14 protein-coding genes and 1 pseudogene are annotated in these 14953 nt (G+C 70.8%); 11 read left to right on the plus strand and 4 right to left on the minus strand.

What is annotated here, in order from left to right; all coding sequences use genetic code 11:
- Positions 1-65: 65 nt before the first annotated feature.
- A complete protein-coding gene (locus tag IPI43_17760) occupies positions 66-953 on the minus strand; it encodes a hypothetical protein (GenBank protein MBK7775947.1) in 888 nt (295 codons plus the stop codon).
- 231 nt (positions 954-1184) lie between these two features.
- On the opposite strand from IPI43_17760, the gene IPI43_17765 reads away from it, so the two are divergent.
- The 8 genes from IPI43_17765 (at position 1185) to IPI43_17800 (ending at position 7864) form a co-directional block, all read left to right on the plus strand.
- Positions 1185-2162 (plus strand): hypothetical protein, encoded by a 978-nt coding sequence (locus IPI43_17765; protein ID MBK7775948.1) that lies wholly within the window; start codon positions 1185-1187, stop codon positions 2160-2162.
- A gap of 5 nt (positions 2163-2167) precedes the next feature.
- Entirely contained in the window at positions 2168-2671 is a 504-nt protein-coding gene (locus IPI43_17770) for a hypothetical protein (protein ID MBK7775949.1), read from the plus strand.
- A gap of 89 nt (positions 2672-2760) precedes the next feature.
- Positions 2761-3255 carry an SRPBCC family protein gene (locus tag IPI43_17775; protein ID MBK7775950.1) on the plus strand — a complete coding sequence of 165 codons (495 nt, stop codon included), beginning with the start codon at positions 2761-2763 and terminating at the stop codon, positions 3253-3255.
- A gap of 471 nt (positions 3256-3726) precedes the next feature.
- Positions 3727-4236 carry a single-stranded DNA-binding protein gene (gene ssb, locus IPI43_17780; GenBank protein ID MBK7775951.1) on the plus strand — a complete coding sequence of 170 codons (510 nt, stop codon included), beginning with the start codon at positions 3727-3729 and terminating at the stop codon, positions 4234-4236.
- A 187-nt stretch (positions 4237-4423) separates the two neighbouring features.
- Positions 4424-5305, plus strand: coding sequence for a protoheme IX farnesyltransferase (gene cyoE / locus IPI43_17785; protein ID MBK7775952.1), 882 nt, complete (start codon positions 4424-4426; stop codon positions 5303-5305).
- Between the two features lie 68 nt (positions 5306-5373).
- On the plus strand, positions 5374-5961 hold the full coding sequence (locus IPI43_17790; protein MBK7775953.1) for an SCO family protein: 588 nt from the start codon (positions 5374-5376) through the stop codon (positions 5959-5961).
- Positions 5962-6068: 107 nt separating this feature from the next.
- Positions 6069-7271, plus strand: a complete 1203-nt coding sequence (locus tag IPI43_17795) for a pyridoxal phosphate-dependent aminotransferase (GenBank protein MBK7775954.1) — start codon at positions 6069-6071, stop codon at positions 7269-7271.
- A gap of 35 nt (positions 7272-7306) precedes the next feature.
- Positions 7307-7864 (plus strand): hypothetical protein, encoded by a 558-nt coding sequence (locus IPI43_17800; protein ID MBK7775955.1) that lies wholly within the window; start codon positions 7307-7309, stop codon positions 7862-7864.
- Positions 7865-7883: 19 nt separating this feature from the next.
- Here IPI43_17800 and IPI43_17805 read toward each other — a convergent pair whose 3' ends face one another.
- On the minus strand, positions 7884-9359 hold the full coding sequence (locus IPI43_17805) for a hypothetical protein (protein ID MBK7775956.1): 1476 nt from the start codon (positions 9357-9359) through the stop codon (positions 7884-7886).
- A gap of 104 nt (positions 9360-9463) precedes the next feature.
- Here IPI43_17805 and IPI43_17810 point away from each other — a divergent pair, with 104 nt between their 5' ends.
- The gene (locus IPI43_17810; GenBank protein MBK7775957.1) at positions 9464-10492 is read left to right on the plus strand and encodes a hypothetical protein; all 1029 of its coding nucleotides are present in this window, start codon (positions 9464-9466) and stop codon (positions 10490-10492) included.
- A 28-nt stretch (positions 10493-10520) separates the two neighbouring features.
- Positions 10521-11621, plus strand: coding sequence for a hypothetical protein (locus tag IPI43_17815; GenBank protein MBK7775958.1), 1101 nt, complete (start codon positions 10521-10523; stop codon positions 11619-11621).
- Between the two features lie 10 nt (positions 11622-11631).
- On the opposite strand, the gene IPI43_17820 is transcribed toward IPI43_17815, so the two are convergent.
- Positions 11632-12657: a hypothetical protein gene (locus IPI43_17820; protein ID MBK7775959.1), complete on the minus strand. Its 1026-nt coding sequence runs from the start codon at positions 12655-12657 to the stop codon at positions 11632-11634.
- 161 nt (positions 12658-12818) lie between these two features.
- On the opposite strand from IPI43_17820, the pseudogene bioB reads away from it, so the two are divergent.
- Positions 12819-13893, plus strand: a pseudogene (gene bioB, locus IPI43_17825) (biotin synthase BioB).
- A gap of 19 nt (positions 13894-13912) precedes the next feature.
- On the opposite strand, the gene IPI43_17830 reads toward bioB, so the two are convergent.
- On the minus strand, positions 13913-14953 hold the full coding sequence (locus tag IPI43_17830; GenBank protein ID MBK7775960.1) for an NAD-dependent epimerase/dehydratase family protein: 1041 nt from the start codon (positions 14951-14953) through the stop codon (positions 13913-13915).

Raw genomic sequence — 14953 nt, forward strand, 5'->3', positions numbered from 1 at the left:
GGCTTGGGCCCATGCGTGCTCACGAGCCTATCCCACTCCGGGGTGATGGCAGCGAATTTTTCGGCTCAGAACCCAGGGTCACGCACGAGCGTGTGCGTCGAGCGCATGGTGCCGGTGGTGGTGCGCGGGGTAGATGGCGTGGACGTCGACATCGCGGTGGTGGTGGTGCGTGGCTCACGCGGTGTGGCGGGTGGCGGCGTGGGCCGCTCCGCGACGGCAGGCTCCGCGGCAGGGGGCGCGGTGGCCGGCGGGTCTTCGGCCATCGGCTCCTCGGCGGCGTCCACGACGGGGGGCAACTCCCCAACGGGCACGGTCGGGACCGGCGCAGCAGGCGCGGCGGCCTCCAGCTGCACCACCAGCTCGAGCTGGCCACGGGTGATGAACACCTGCCGCCACGTCTCGCGGCCCTCGGCGTGCACCTCCACCGCGTGGCGCACCCCGCTGCGCACCGTCAGCTCGCGCTCCGTCACGGGACGACCGTCCAGCTCCACCCGCGCGCCGCTAGGAACTCCGCTCAGCGTGACCGCCACGCGATCGGTGTCGGCGGGGGCCACCAAGCGGGGCTCCCCGCGCCGGGCCAGCGTCCAGGTCCCGATCACCACCGCCAGCAGCACCGCAGCGGCCAGCACCCAGCGGATGTCCACCACGTCGCGATCGTCGGCTTCATCTTCCTCTCGCCGGGCGCGGACCCGACGCTCCGACCGGGTGGCGGTCACTTCCGGATCCGGGGGAGGATCGCTGGCAGGCACCCGCGGCGGCGCGAGCGAGTCGGACGAGAGCGGGGCCAGCCGTGGCACCACCACGTGCTGCAGGGCCTCCTTGGGAGGGGGCGGTGGCGTGGAGGATGGTGAGCCGACCGCTTGGATCTCCTCGGCGTCCAGCTCGTCCACGTCGCTCAGGCTGATGCGCTCGTCCGAGTCTCGGGCGCCGGGATCTTTTGAATGTTGGGTCACGTTTGCGTACGTCCGGTTCCCGAAAGTGCGGCCTCAGGCTTGCGGTTCAGGGACCACATAGGCTACCTACGTTGCACATTGTAGGCCCACGGTGAGTGAAAAGTCACCCTCTCGTCAAAATGTGAGAGAGTTCGGGCACCGCGCCTCCGAGCGGAGATGGAGTCCATATTCGTGCACCCGGAACCCCGAAAACTCCTGCAAGTCGGCCTCCTGTGCCTTGGTCTCCTCTTCATGCCGGGTGTCGGGACCCAGGCGGCCCGTGCCCAGCAGGCGGCCCAGCCCACCGAGGCCGAGATCGAGGCAGCCCGGGCGCTCTTCGCCGAGGGCCTGGCGCTCTCGGACGCGTCGGAGTGGGAAGCCGCCGCGGCCATCTTCCATGAAGTGCTCGCGGTGGTGTCGAGCCCGCCCGTGCTCTTCAACCTGGCCCACGCGCTGGTGGAGCTGAACCAGTTCGACGAAGCCGACGAGCTCATCGAGCGCCTCATGGCGGACTCCGAGACGGCGCGTGACCTGCGCACCCGCTCCACCGCCTTGCGCACGCGCATGGACCGCAACGGCGGGCGGCTCACGCTCCAGCCCGTCGGCCTGCCGGAGGGGGCTGTGTTGCTGTTGGACGGCCGCCCGCTCGCCAGCGCGCGCGTCGGCCAGTCGCTGCGCGTCAGCCAGGGCACGCACCGCGTCACCGCCACGGACTCGGCGGGTGGCCAAGAGATCGCCTCCATCGAGGTGTACGTGGCGCGGCGTGCACGGGTCACCACCGAGGTGGCGCCTGACCAGGCCATGCTGGCCGCCAACGCGGCGCGCGCTGCCGAAGAGGCCGCCCAGCAAACGCGCGCAGCCGAAGAGGCCGCCGCTGCACGGGCCGCCACCGATGCCGAGCTGGCCGAGCTGCAGCGCCTGCATGCCGAGTGGGAGACCGAGCGCGCCGCAGGCCGCGTGCCCGACGGCGAGAACCCCTTCGAGGTGCGTCGCCAGGAGCTCGAGCACGAGCGCATGCTGCAGCTGGAGGAGGCGCAGCGCGCTGCCGAGGCCGCCGAGCACCAGCCGCGCGAGGTGGTGCCGCTCCGCCGCAACTGGCGCTTCTGGACGGTGGTGGGCTCCGTGGCCGCGCTGGCCATCGGTGTGGGCGCGGCCGTGGCCGCCACCAATGACAGCCAGCCCAACCGGGGCGTGCTGGGCAACTTCTCGCCGGGCCGAGTGGAGTTCTGATGCCAATGACCAAAGCACTTGGGCTCTTGCTGCTCTCGCTCTGCGCCGTGCTCGCCGCAGGCTGCGGTGGCTCCACCGAGCTCACGCAGGTGGTGCTCGAGGTAGACACCGACATCGCCGCGCCGGCCACCATCGACGAGATCCGCGCCACCATCCGCAGCCCCTCGGGCGAGACGCGCATCGCGTCGGCGGTGCTGGGCTCCTTGCAGCCCTTGCCACCGCGCACACTGGCCATCACGCACGGGGGCGACGTCCTCGAGGGCTACGAGGTGGCGCTCGAGGGTCTATCGCGCGGCGTGGTCGTCGTCTCGCGCCAGGTCACGTTCGACATGACCGCCGGCGAGATCCGCAAGGTCATCGTCTCGCTCGACCAGGCCTGCGTGGGCGTGCCCTGCGCCGGCGACACCACCTGCTCGGCAGGCGTCTGCGTGGCACCCGCCATCGAGACGGTGCCGCTCACCACTCCCACGGTCGACGCCGGCATGACCCTCGACGCGAGCGCCATCTAGTACGGCTCCGCTCCGTTGCTGTTCACCGTTGTCGTTGTCCTTGGCGTTGACGGCGACGGCGACGGCGACGGAACCACCTGAAAGATAGTATGAAACCTCTCCACGACTGCACGGTGGTCGGCCTCGACTACCTCGTCTCCGCCCCCACCTCCATCACGGTCGCCGTCACGGCGCGCGCCACCCCGGCGCAGGTCTTCGCCGCCCTCGAAGACGCCGCGGCCTGGCCCAAGTGGGCGCCCGCCATCAAGAAGGTCACCTGGACCTCGCCCAAGCCGTTTGGCCTCGGCACCACGCGCACGGTCGACCTGGTGGCCGGCATGGTCGCCGAGGAAGAGTTCATCGGCTGGGAGCCCAACCGCCGCATGGCCTTCTACTTCACGCGCACCAGCATGCCGGCCGATGCGTTCGCGGAGGACTACGTGCTGAGTGACATGGGTGACGGCCGCACGAAGATCGCGTGGACCATGGCCATGACGCCCGAGAAGGGGCGCAAGAACCCGAAGGTCGTCGATGCGTTGATGGCGAAGGGGAACGCGTGGATGCTGGGGCGGTTCGCCAAGCTGGTGGAGCGCGGGGGTCGCTGAAGGGGGCGTGATCGCGGGGAAGGAGGCGGGCACCCTGGTCTGCGGGATCGCTCGCGCTGGCGCTCGCTCTGGTACCCCCCTGGAAACGGCACTTCGCGCTGCGCGCTGCGTTTGTTTCCGGGGGCCCCCCAAGTCCCGCTGCCCAGGGCGCCCGCCTCCTTCCACGGTGGCGTCTCTGAGCGCTCCGCATGACTCCGGCGGGGACGTGTCGAACCCGCATCACACGTCGGGGGTGCTCGGCGGGGGCTCGCCGAAGCGCGCCGGGCCTGGGGCGCCGGAACCTCAGCCGTCCACGCCGCCACGGCTGGTGAATGTCGCATGGTGCGAGTACGGTGCGGCCTGTTGAGTGCTCTCACGCAACACGGTCTGGTGGTGGCCGACAAGCACCCCGAACTCGGCTGGCCAGCTCCGCGGCTGCTCGCGGTGCAGAGTGTGCCGGTCGTCAACGCTCGATAGAAACAGGATATCCCCATGGCAGAAGGCCTCAATCGCGTCACTCTCATCGGCAACCTCGGGCAGGACCCGGAGCTGCGCCACACCCAGGGCGGCGGCGCCGTGCTCACGCTGCGCATCGCCACCACCGAGTCGTTCTCCAACCGCGCCGGCGAGCGCCAAGAGCGCACGGACTGGCACACGGTCAAGCTCTGGGGCAAGCGCGCCGAGGCGCTGGCCGGCATCCTCTCGAAGGGCCGGCAGATCTGCGTCGAAGGGCGCATCCAGTACTCCCAGTGGGAGGACAAGCAGGGCCAGAAGCGCACCTCCACGGAGATCAACGCGCAGAACATCATCCTCATCGGCGGCCGGCGTGACGGCGGCGGCGACGTGGGCGGTGGTGGCGGTGGCGGCGGTGGTCGCTCGGGTGGCGGCGGCGGTGGTGGCGGGGGCTACGACGACGGCGGCTACGACGGCCCGAGCGGCGGTGGTGGCGGCGGCGGTGGCTTCCCGTCCGACGACTTCGGCGACGACGACATCCCGTTCTGAGCACTCCTGGTCAGACCAAGGGCTTGCCGGCCGGGTTCTGGGTGGCGACGCGGCGGACGCTTGACGTGCCCGCGCGTTGCCGCCACATTCCCGCATCAGTTCACGCTTCTGCACGGCAGCCCGGCTAGCCGCGCCACGTCGAACCCCTCACGAGCCCCCCAGAGCCACCCGGGCTCCTCGAAGACCGATGCAGACCGCTGCCCTCACGCCCACGTTCAGCGCCACGCTCCGCGACCTGGCCGAGCTCGCCAAGCCGCGCATCACGCTGATGGTCGCCATCACGGCGGCCGGCGGCATGCGCCTCGCTCCCGGCACGGTGGAGCCCTGGCGCGCGGCGGTCATGCTGATCACCACCTGCATGGTGGTGGCCGGCGCCAACGCCCTCAACTGCTACCTCGAGCGCGACAGCGACCGCCTCATGCAGCGCACCGCGCGCCGGCCGCTCCCGGACGGGCGCATGCAGCCGCGCATGGCGCTGATCTTCGGCCTGTTTCTCGGCGCCGTCTCGGTCCCCATTCTCACCCTGGCCATCAACCCGCTCACGGGCTTGCTGGGGGCCTTCGCGCTCATCAGCTACGTGGCCATCTACACGCCCATGAAGCAGTACACGCCCACGGCGCTGCTGGTGGGCGCCGTGCCGGGCGCGCTGCCCCCGCTCATGGGCTGGACGGCCATCACCAACGGCCTCGAGGCGCCGGGCCTGGTGCTCTTCTCCATCCTGTTCCTGTGGCAGGTGCCGCACTTCATCGCCATCTCCATCTTCCGCCAGGAAGAGTACGAGCGGGCCGGCCTCAAGGTGCTGCCCAGCGTGCGCGGCCTGCAGGCCAGCAAGATGCAGGCGCTGTTGTGGACGGGCGTGTTGTTCATCACCAGCCTGCTGCTGGTGCCCATGCGCGTGGCGGGCCTCGGCTACGCCATCACCGCGCTGGTCATGGGCGCCATGTTCCTGGGCGTGGCGTTCATGGGCCTGCGCGAGTCGGCCGGCGTCAAGTGGGCCAAGCAGCTGTTCGTGACGTCGCTCGTGTACCTCACGGTGCTGTTCACGGCGCTCATGCTCGACGCGGCCTGAGGGGCGCTGCGTTGGTGAACGCGAGCCAGCACCGAGTGAGCGTTGGGCCGGCCTGGCGACACGTGGGCGTGCCTGCCGGGCTGCTCGTCATGTGCGCCGCGCTGCTGAGCGCCGCCGTGCTGGGCTGCGAGCCCGAGCGCCCACTGCCGCCCGTGCTGCACGCCCTCCCGGACTTCCGCGCCCAGGACCAAGCCGGGCAGGCGTTCACGCTCGCGGACATGGACGGCAAGGTGTGGATCGCGAACTTCGTCTTCACCGACTGCCCTAGCGTGTGCCCCATGCTCACCGCGCAGATGAGCAACCTGCAGCGCCGGCTCGCCCCCCAGGCCCCCGAGCTGCGCTACGTCTCCATCAGCGTGGACCCGGTGCGCGACACGCCTCCCGTTCTGGCCGAGTACGCGGCCCGGCACAACGCCGACCTCTCCACCTGGCGCTTCCTCACGCTGGGCGACCACGCCGCCACCACGCGGCTCTTGATGACCGGCTTCCGCGTGCGCATGGGCGAGCGCGAGGCCCAGCCGGCCGGGGGCTACGACATCATGCACGCCAGCCACTTCGTGCTGGTGGACGGGCAGCACCGCGTGCGCGGGTACTACAGCACGGACGCCGAGGGGCTCGGCAACCTCGAGCTGGACGCCCTGGCCCTGCTGCGCTGACCCAGGCGCCCGCAACTTCGACCACGCCACGTGAACGTCCACGCGGAGGGTTTGGCTTCTGTCGGGGTCTTCGTGACGGATCGCGCGCTTTGGGCTACGACGCCCGCATGCCTCTCTCCCTGTCGAAGCGGCTGGACGTCATCGAGCCGTCCGCCACGGTCGCCATCTCCACCCGCGCGAACGAGCTGAAGGCGTCCGGAGTGGACATCCTCTCGTTCAGCGTGGGCGAGCCGGACTTCAACACGCCGGCGCACATCAACGACGCCGCGAAGAAGGCCATCGACAACGGCGCCACGCGCTACACCGCGGCGCGCGGTATCATCGAGCTGCGCAAGGCCATCTGCGCCACGTCCAAGGCGCGCCGCGGCGTGGAACACACGCCCAGCGAGGTGGTGGTCTCCGTGGGCGCGAAGCACACGCTCTTCAACCTCGCGCTGGCGCTCTACGAGCCCGGCGACGAGGTCATCGTGCCCACGCCCTACTGGGTGAGCTACCCCGAGCACGCCAAGCTCGGCGGCGCCACGCCGGTCATCGTCGAGACCACGGCGGCCGAGGGCTTCCGCCTCACGCCCGAGAAGCTGCGCGCCGTGGTCACCCCCAAGACCAAGGCGCTGGTGCTCTGCTCGCCCAGCAACCCCACCGGCGCGGCCTACACCGGCGAGCAGCTGCGCGCGCTGGCCGACGTCATCGCCGAGGGCGACTACTGGGTCATCGTGGACGAGATCTACGCGCAGCTCGTGTACGGCGGCTTCCAGCAGAAGTCGCTCCTCGAGGTGGCGCCCGAGCTCAAGAGCCGCACCATCATCGTGGACGGCGTCAGCAAGACCTTCGCCATGACCGGCTGGCGCATCGGCTGGATGCTCGCCCCCGCGCACGTCTGCACGGCCTGCGACACCATCCAGGGCCAGGCCACCACCAACCCCACCACGGCAGCTCAGTGGGCCGCCCTCGCAGCGCTGACCGGCCCGTGGGAGCCCATGGAGGCCATGCGCGCCGCGTTCGAAGAGCGCCGCAGCATCATCGTGGACGGCCTCAACGCCATCCCCGGCTTCGAGTGCTTGCTGCCCGAAGGCGCGTTCTATGCGTTCCCGAGCGTGCAGGGCCTCATGGGCAAGACCGCCGAGGACGGCGTGGTCATGACCGACGACGTCGCGTTCTCGAAGTACCTCCTCGAGGTGGCCAAGGTGGCCGTGGTGCCGGGCAGCGCGTTCGGCGCCCCGGGCTTCCTGCGCATGAGCTACGCGGCCAGCAACGAGCAGATCCGCGAGGGCCTGCGCCGCATCGCCGAAGCCGTCGCCAAGCTGAAGTGAGCTGACCGGGCCCGGTTCGTGGTAGCACTGCGGGCATGCCATCGGACGTGCCCCTGGTCGCTGGGTCGAATCTGCAGGTGTCCCGCAGGGTGGCGCGCCAATTCGTCGGCGACGAAGCCTTCGAGCGCGGCCTCCTCGCCCTCACGCCCGAGGAGCGCGCTGCCTACATGGACAGCACCGTGCTCTCCTGGGTGCCCGTGGCCATGATCGACCGCGCCATGGAGGAGATCGCGCGCGCCGCGCGCATTCCCGCCGAGGAGCTGGTGGTGCACGTCACGCGCGTGTCGCAGGAGGAGATGCTGCACACCATCTACCGAATCCTGATGCGCATCACCACGGACGAGGCGCTCATCGGCCGCACCAACACCTTCTACTCGAAGGTCTACGACACGGGCTCTCTCAGCAGCGAGTTTCCGTCGCCGGGGCGCGCCAACGTGACGCTCACCGGCTGGCCCAGCATTCCGTCGCTGCAGATCACGGCGCTGGGCGCGGGCATCGAGACCACGCTGCGTTGCGCGGGCCGCAAGGAGGCGCGGGTGCACGGCAAGCGCACGGCAGACGGCGCGGTCTACACGTGCACGTGGAAGAAGTAGCGCAGCCGGCCTCCGGCGATCACGACCGGCGCCGGCGCCGCCAGGCCACGCCCACCACCAGGGCGAACGCGAGGCCGAGCGGCAGCGTCTGACCTTCGCGCGAGCCAGCAGCCGGCACGCGGCAGCCACACGCGCCGCCCGCCAGCGATCCGGGCACGATCACCGCACCGTCGGGCAGCAGGATGGCGCCGTCGGGGAGGACCACCGCGCCATCGGGGAGGACCACGCCGTTGTCCACCAGCGCGCCGTCGGGCGTGACGCCGTTGTCCACGATGCCCATGTCCGGCAGGGGCGGGAACGGGGCCGTGCCGCGCAGGTCGAGCGTGACCGTGGGCGCGTCCGGGTCGTTGGTCTCCACCATGGCCAGCGCCAGCGCCTCGCCCGGGACGGTGGGCGAGAACGTGAGGTTCACTCGCTGAAAGCTGCCCGGCGGGATGACCAACTCATCGGTCACCGCGTCGAAGGGCGCGGGCAGCGTGCTCATGTCCACGTGCAGCGTGGCCTCGCCGAAGTTGCGCACGGTGGCCTGCAGCATGCTGCTGCCGCCCACCTCGGTCTCGGGGAAGTTGTAGATGGTGGAGATGAAGCGCACGTCGGGCAGCGGAACATGCGCCGGCACGGTGGCGAACGCGGCCGGCCCGTCCGACTCGAAGGCCTGGAGAGCGAAGCTGGTGATGTCGAAGCTGGCGAGCTCGAAGGTGAAGAACTCGACGGTGATCACGGGGATCAGCTCCACGCTCACCGCGTACTCGAAGGAGCCGACCGGGCGGGTGGGGATGTTCTGGAACGCCCCGAAGCCGGCCGTGGCGTTGACCGGGCCCACGAGCGTGCCCTGCGTCTCGGCCAGCACGGTCACACCATCCACCAGCATGTTGTCGGTCTGGTAGGTGGTGTCCATGCGGCCGCGGATGTCGAGCCCGCCGCCCACGGAGAGGCCCACGATGACCGGAACGGAGAAGTTGGCGACGCGGATGCGCGACGTCGTGGTGGTGAGCGTGACTGGGCGCCCGGCCTGGCCTGGCAGCAGCAGGGGCGCGAAGGTCTGCGTGCCGCGGAACGCGAGGTTGGTGGGCAGCCCAACGGGGATGTCGAACGTGCGGTTGATGTCTCCCAGCGCCGTGTCGATATCGAGCTTCAGCTGAACCGAGAACACCAGGCCGAAGTCGATGTTGAGCTGGCCCATGCCCTGGTCGCCGGTCAGGTGCACCGTGAGCGGTGAGGGCCAGTCCGCGCGCAACATGCCACGCATGTCCACGGTGGTGCGGCTCAACAATCCGAACGCCACGCGGATGGAAACGTCCGAGCCATTCGGAATGAAGCCCGTGTCGAAGCCGATGTCGTTGAACAGGCGCGCCTCGCCACGCCAGTTCACGGGCACGTTCTGGCAGCGGATGTCGTCCCCCGCGCACAGCTGGGCGGACGCGGACGACGCGTTCAGCGCGAGAAAGGCCACCACCACGCCCACGAAGGACAACCGGCTACGCGAGCACACCATTGGCATAGAGTGCCAAATTGGCCCCCTGGCCGTCAATGTCTGGGCCGCGAAAGTGTGTACTTCCCGGACAGCGTCAGCTCCGTCTGGGCGTGTAGACTGCCCCGGTGAGCCAGCGCGCGACCTTCCACCTCTTCGCCCTGCTGACCCTCGTGGGCATCGGGGCCAGCGCCCAAGGATGTTCCTCCCCCGACGTGAACCACGCGCGCTGGATGAGCGATGTGGTGGCGCGCTACGACCACGACGGCGTGTTGACGCTCCGCGACGTCTGCTGGCCGCGCTCGCACGACACCGGCACGTACATGGAGACCATGTGTCGCAGCCGCTTCTCGAGCGCGTGCAACACCCAGACGCAGCACCTCACCATGGCGGGTCAGCTCGAGGCGGGAGCGCGCGCGTTCGACGTGCGGCCCGAGGTGTTCGAGGGCGACTACGTGACGCACCACACCACGACGTGCGGTGGCCTCGGCTGCCTGGGCACGCCGCTGACCCAGCTTCTGGGCGAGCTGCGCGCGTTCCTGGACACGCACCCGGAGCTGGTCTTCATCGAACTGGGCGCCTACTGCGGCACGGGCCCGGACGACCAGGGTTTGATCGACCTGGTGAGCAACACGCTGGGCGAGCGCCTGTATCGCGACCCTGAAGGCGAGACGCGGCCGCTGGTGGAGCGGCCTCTCGGCAGCTTGATGTCGTCCGACGGACGGAGCGGCCACGCCATCATCGTCTACGAGGGGCTCGCGGACACGGTCGAGCTGCGCCGCGCGGGGCGCTTCGCGCGGAGCCAGCTGCCCGTGGAAGGTGGCTGGAGCAACGTCACGGACGTGGAGCTCCTGCGCGCGGATCAGGTGGCCCGCTTCGAAGCCTTCGACCCGAGCGGCGACACGCTCTTCGAGCTGTCGTGGACGCTCACGCAGGATCAGGCGCTGGCGGTGAGCTGCATCGGGCCGCCCGAGGAGGCCACGTCCATCCGGGAGCTCGCAGAGCTGGCCAACCCCCAGCTGGCGCCCACCCTCACCGCGCTCATCGACAGCGGCGAGATCCGCGCGGGCCGCATCCCGAACGTGATCTCGCTCGACTTCGTGGACACCTTCGTGACCGACGAGTGCCTGCGACTCACGCACCTGCACCTTCGCTGACCCGCGCGCCGGGGGCATACTGTGGGGCATGCAACGCAGCCCCTCCCGCTTCGCGCTCGCGCTCGTGCTGACACTCCTCGAAACCCCTGTGGCACGCGCCGATCAGCCCGCCGAGCCGGCGGACCCGGCGAGGCCCGTCAACCGCTGCCAGATCGCGGGCCAGCACGTGTCGGGCGTGGTCTCCGTGGACTTGGGCGATGGGCGGCACGCGGAGCTCACGCTGGTGGACGTGGGCGCCATCGTGGCCATGGCCCCTGCGCTGAACGACGTGCTCGTCTACGTGAACGCGCCCATGAGCTTCTCGGGGCGCTTCGTCTCGCGCGACCTGGGCGGGCCCGCGGCCTATGTGGCGCGCACCTACCGCTCGCCCGATGGCGGACTGCAGCTCGCGCCCAGCGTGCCGTTCGAGATCACGCTTGGGAGCGACCCGTCCATGGCCAGCGTGCGGTTGCCCGCGCCCTTCGGCGACGGGGCGCTGCTCATCACCGTGCCGTGTGCGGAGCTGCGTGCTGGTGCCCCCCGCGCCAACACCCGGCCGCGCCCGGTGGAGGCTCGCCCTCGTTTGCTCACGTTGCTGCCCGGCACGCGCATCCTCTCCGAGCCAGGCACTGCGGGCACCGAGCTCGCGCGCGTGGAACGTACGGCTGGCGCGCCGCAGCCGGTTCAACTCGTCGGCCGCGTGGGCTCCGCGCGAGACGGGTTCGTGCGCGTCTCGCTGAGCGTGGGCCCGGCTCGCATCCACGGCTTCGTGCCCGAGGGAAGCGTCAGCTCGCTGGGGGTGGGCCTCGGCCCCGCGGCGTTCGCGGGCGACCACGCCCTGCAAATCGAGACCCTCAGCAGGACGACGCGGGTGCGTCTGCCCGTGGGCACGCCCATCTTCGCGAGCTCCACCGCCACGCGCGGCTGGGCCAGCGTCACCGCTCCCCTGCACGTCTTCCTGCGCGCGCATCGCACGGGCGAGCGCCCGGCCATCACGCTGGGGCCCGAGCTGTTCGACAACCACCCTTGTCGCTACGACGGTGTGGCGGGGCGGCTGTCTTGCGGCGACGCGCGCGCGGTGCCCAAGCTGAGCCTGCGCTCGTGCACCGGCTCCACCTGCGTGGACGTCGCCTACGTGAACCCGCCCTGAGGCGGCCCACTCAGGCGGGCAGGCTGCTCTCGCCGCCACGCACGGGCATCCCGAAGGCCTGGCGGCCGAGCGCGTACCAAACCAGCAGCGCCAGCGCGAGCGCCTGCACCACCATCATGCCCACCGAGCGCGGCAGGTGCCCCGCGCACAGGGCCAGCAGCAGCGCCACGCCGCCCATGCGCTGGCTGGCGCTCGGACCCGTGGCCGCCGACAGGCTGGCGCCCAGCACCATCCCCAGGATGGGTGCGTACAGCACGATGGTGCTCCCCTTCAGCGCGTCCAGCTGGAACACGCCGTAGAACACCGCCGCGTAGTCCTCGTCCAGCACCCACTGCCAGGTGAGCAGCGTCACCGCGATGACCACCGCGAACACCAGCGTGCGCACCCGCCCCCGCGCGTCGAAGGCGCCGAAGGCCGGCGCGAAGGCCATGGGGATGAGCAGCCAGGCGCCCTCGTTGAACGTCTTGACGCTGGCCGTGAGGCGCGGAACCTGGCCCACCTCCAGCACCAGCACCACCAGCGACGAGAACACCATGGCGGCCCACAGCGACAGCCCCAGCTGCATGCCGCGCTGGCGGGCGCGCAGGCCCACCACGGCCAGGAGCGACATGAGCATGTAGCCACCCGAGCGCCCCAGCATGAGCTTGGGCTGCAGCTCGCTGCTGGGCGGCTCGGTGAGCGCCACCGTGAGCGTGGCGATGAACACGCCCGTGAAGATGGCCAGCGCCAGGCGCGCGACGATCGGCACGGCGTCGCTCCGGCGGGCGATGCGCGCCACCATGACGAACAGCGCGATGGCTCCCGCGATGGTGGCCAGGTTGAAGCCCAGCGTGGACCAGCGCAGCCACATGGCGCGGCTCTCCTGGGGGATGCCGTCCCCGAGGGTGAGCAGCGTGGCCCGCCCGAACAGCAGGTCGTAGAGCACCCCGCCCAGGGCCATGAGCGCGAACACGGGCACGCGAATGATGGGCCCGGCGTTCGGCGTGCTCGCGGCGGGCGGGTGGGGCTGGGGCTCCTGGCTCGGGTCGTCTCGCACGAGGCCGTCACGCTACGTGGTTGCGGGCACGGTGTCCACACGGGAAGGCGCGCGCGAGGCGGGCCGTGGCATGTCCGAAAGCCAGCCCCAGGCAGGGCGTCTGTCGGTTTGCGCTCCGGCTCGGAGCGTACATCCTGCTACCTCCCACGAGGCCGAAGACGATGGACGACCAGAGCACCCCCGATATCCGCCACGACTGGACCCAGGCCCAAGCGCAGGCGCTCTTCGACCTGCCGCTCACGGAGCTGCTGTTCCGCGCCCAGGGCATGCATCGCCGGCATCAGCCGCACGACGCGGTGCAGCTGTCCACGCTGCTCTCCATCAAGACGGGCTCGTGCCCCGAGGACTGCGGCTACTGCTCGCAGAGCGCGCGGAACAAGACGGGCCTCGAGTCCGAGGCGCTGCTGAGCGTGGACACCGTGCTCGAGAAGGCGCGGCAGGCCAAGGAACTCGGCGCGTCGCGCTTCTGCATGGGCGCCGCGTGGCGCAGCCCCAAGAAGGACAGCCGCCAGTTCGACCAGGTGCTCGAGATGGTGCGCGGCGTGCGCGCGCTCGGCATGGAGGCCTGCGTCACCGCCGGCATGCTGGACCGCGAGCAGGCCGACCAGCTCAAGCAGGCGGGCCTCACGGCCTACAACCACAACATCGACACCTCGCGCGAGCACTACGACAAGGTCATCACCACGCGCACGTTCGACGACCGCCTCGAGACCATCAAGCACGTGGCCGACGCGGGCATCCACGTCTGCAGCGGCGGCATCCTGGGCCTGGGCGAGGGCGACACGGACCGCGTCAGCATGCTGGTCACCCTGGCCACGCTCACGCCGCACCCCGGAGAGCGTGCCCATCAACGCGCTGGTGGCCATCAAGGGCACGCCGCTCGAGGACCAGCCCCCGGTGGACCCGCTCGACATCGTGCGCGTGTGCGCGGTGGCTCGCATCATGATGCCGGGCGCCATGGTGCGACTCTCCGCCGGCCGCGGCGAGATGGGCCGCGAGGCGCAGATGCTGGCCTTCATGGCCGGCGCCAACAGCATCTTCTACGGCGACCAGCTGCTCACCACGGGCAACCCGGCGCACGAAGAAGACCTGGCCCTGCTGAAGAAGGCGGGCATGCGCGCGCTGGTGCCGGCCGACCGCGAAGCCGGGCGTGTCGCGGCCACCACCGAGAAGCTCCCGACGCCTGCTGCCCACTCGGGCTGCGGGGCGGGCGGCTGCCAGCCCAGCGCCTCCTGACGCCCCGAGAGCGGACGGCCTACGCCGCCGCGTAGAGCTCGCGGATGTAGGGCATGGAGCGCGCCATGCCCTCCGCGTGATTCACCAGCGGGCGCCACTCGAGGTCGCGGCGCGCGCGGTCGATGTGCACCCAGTTCTCCTCCACCAGCTTGTGGGCCTCCATCACGGTGGTGAAGGGCCACGGGCCGCCCGCCAGGTGCACCACCTCGGATGCCCAGGCCAGCCCGATGAGCACGCGGCCCGGCAGGTTGAAGCGCGGCATCTTGTGGCCCAGCGCCTCCACCGCGGGGCGGAAGAACTCGAAGTAGTGGCGCGGCTCGCCGTCGGTGATGAAGTAGGCCTGCCCGCCGATGCGCGTGCCCTCGCCCAGACGGTCCGCCGCGTGGAGGTGCGAGCTCACCAGGTCGTCGATGTAGATGTTGTCGGCGCGCGTCTTCCCGTCGCCCAGGCCCACGATCATCTTGCCCGCCTTGAGCTCTTTGATGAAGCGCGGAAAGTGGTGCTCCTCGCCGGGCCCGTAGATGCCGCCTGGCCGAAGCGCGCAGGTGCGCAGGCCGCGCGCGCCGTCGGTGGCCAGCACCATGCGCTCGGCGGTGGCCTTGGTGCGCGAGTACAAGTCCGCGAAGAGGCCCAGGTGGTAGCGCCGCGTCTCGTCGCCGCCGTCGGTGGGCACCGGCACCACGTTGATGGAGCTGGTGTACACCAGCCGCCTCACGCCGTGCGCGAGGCACGCGTCCAGCACGTTGCGCGTGCCCTGCACGTTGATGGCCTCCACCTGCTCGCGCAGCGCGCGGGGCGCGATGGTCAGCGCGCAGATCATGGAGGCCGCGTGGAACACCGTCTGGCAGCCCGCGACCGCACGGTCCACGTCGGCGGTGCTGCGCAGGTCGCCCACCACGCACTCGACGTTGGGGTGGCTGGCCAGCGCGCCGCGCGGCACGTGCCGGTCGAAGATGCGCACGCGGTCCCCGCGCTCCACCAGCGCCAACGCCAGGTTGCGGCCCAGGTAGCCGGCGCCGCCGATGATCAGGATGGGGGAGGGGGCCGGGCTCATGGACAT

This window comes from Sandaracinaceae bacterium, from assembly GCA_016706685.1.
Classification (GTDB): domain Bacteria; phylum Myxococcota_A; class Polyangia; order Polyangiales; family Houyiibacteriaceae; genus JADJJE01.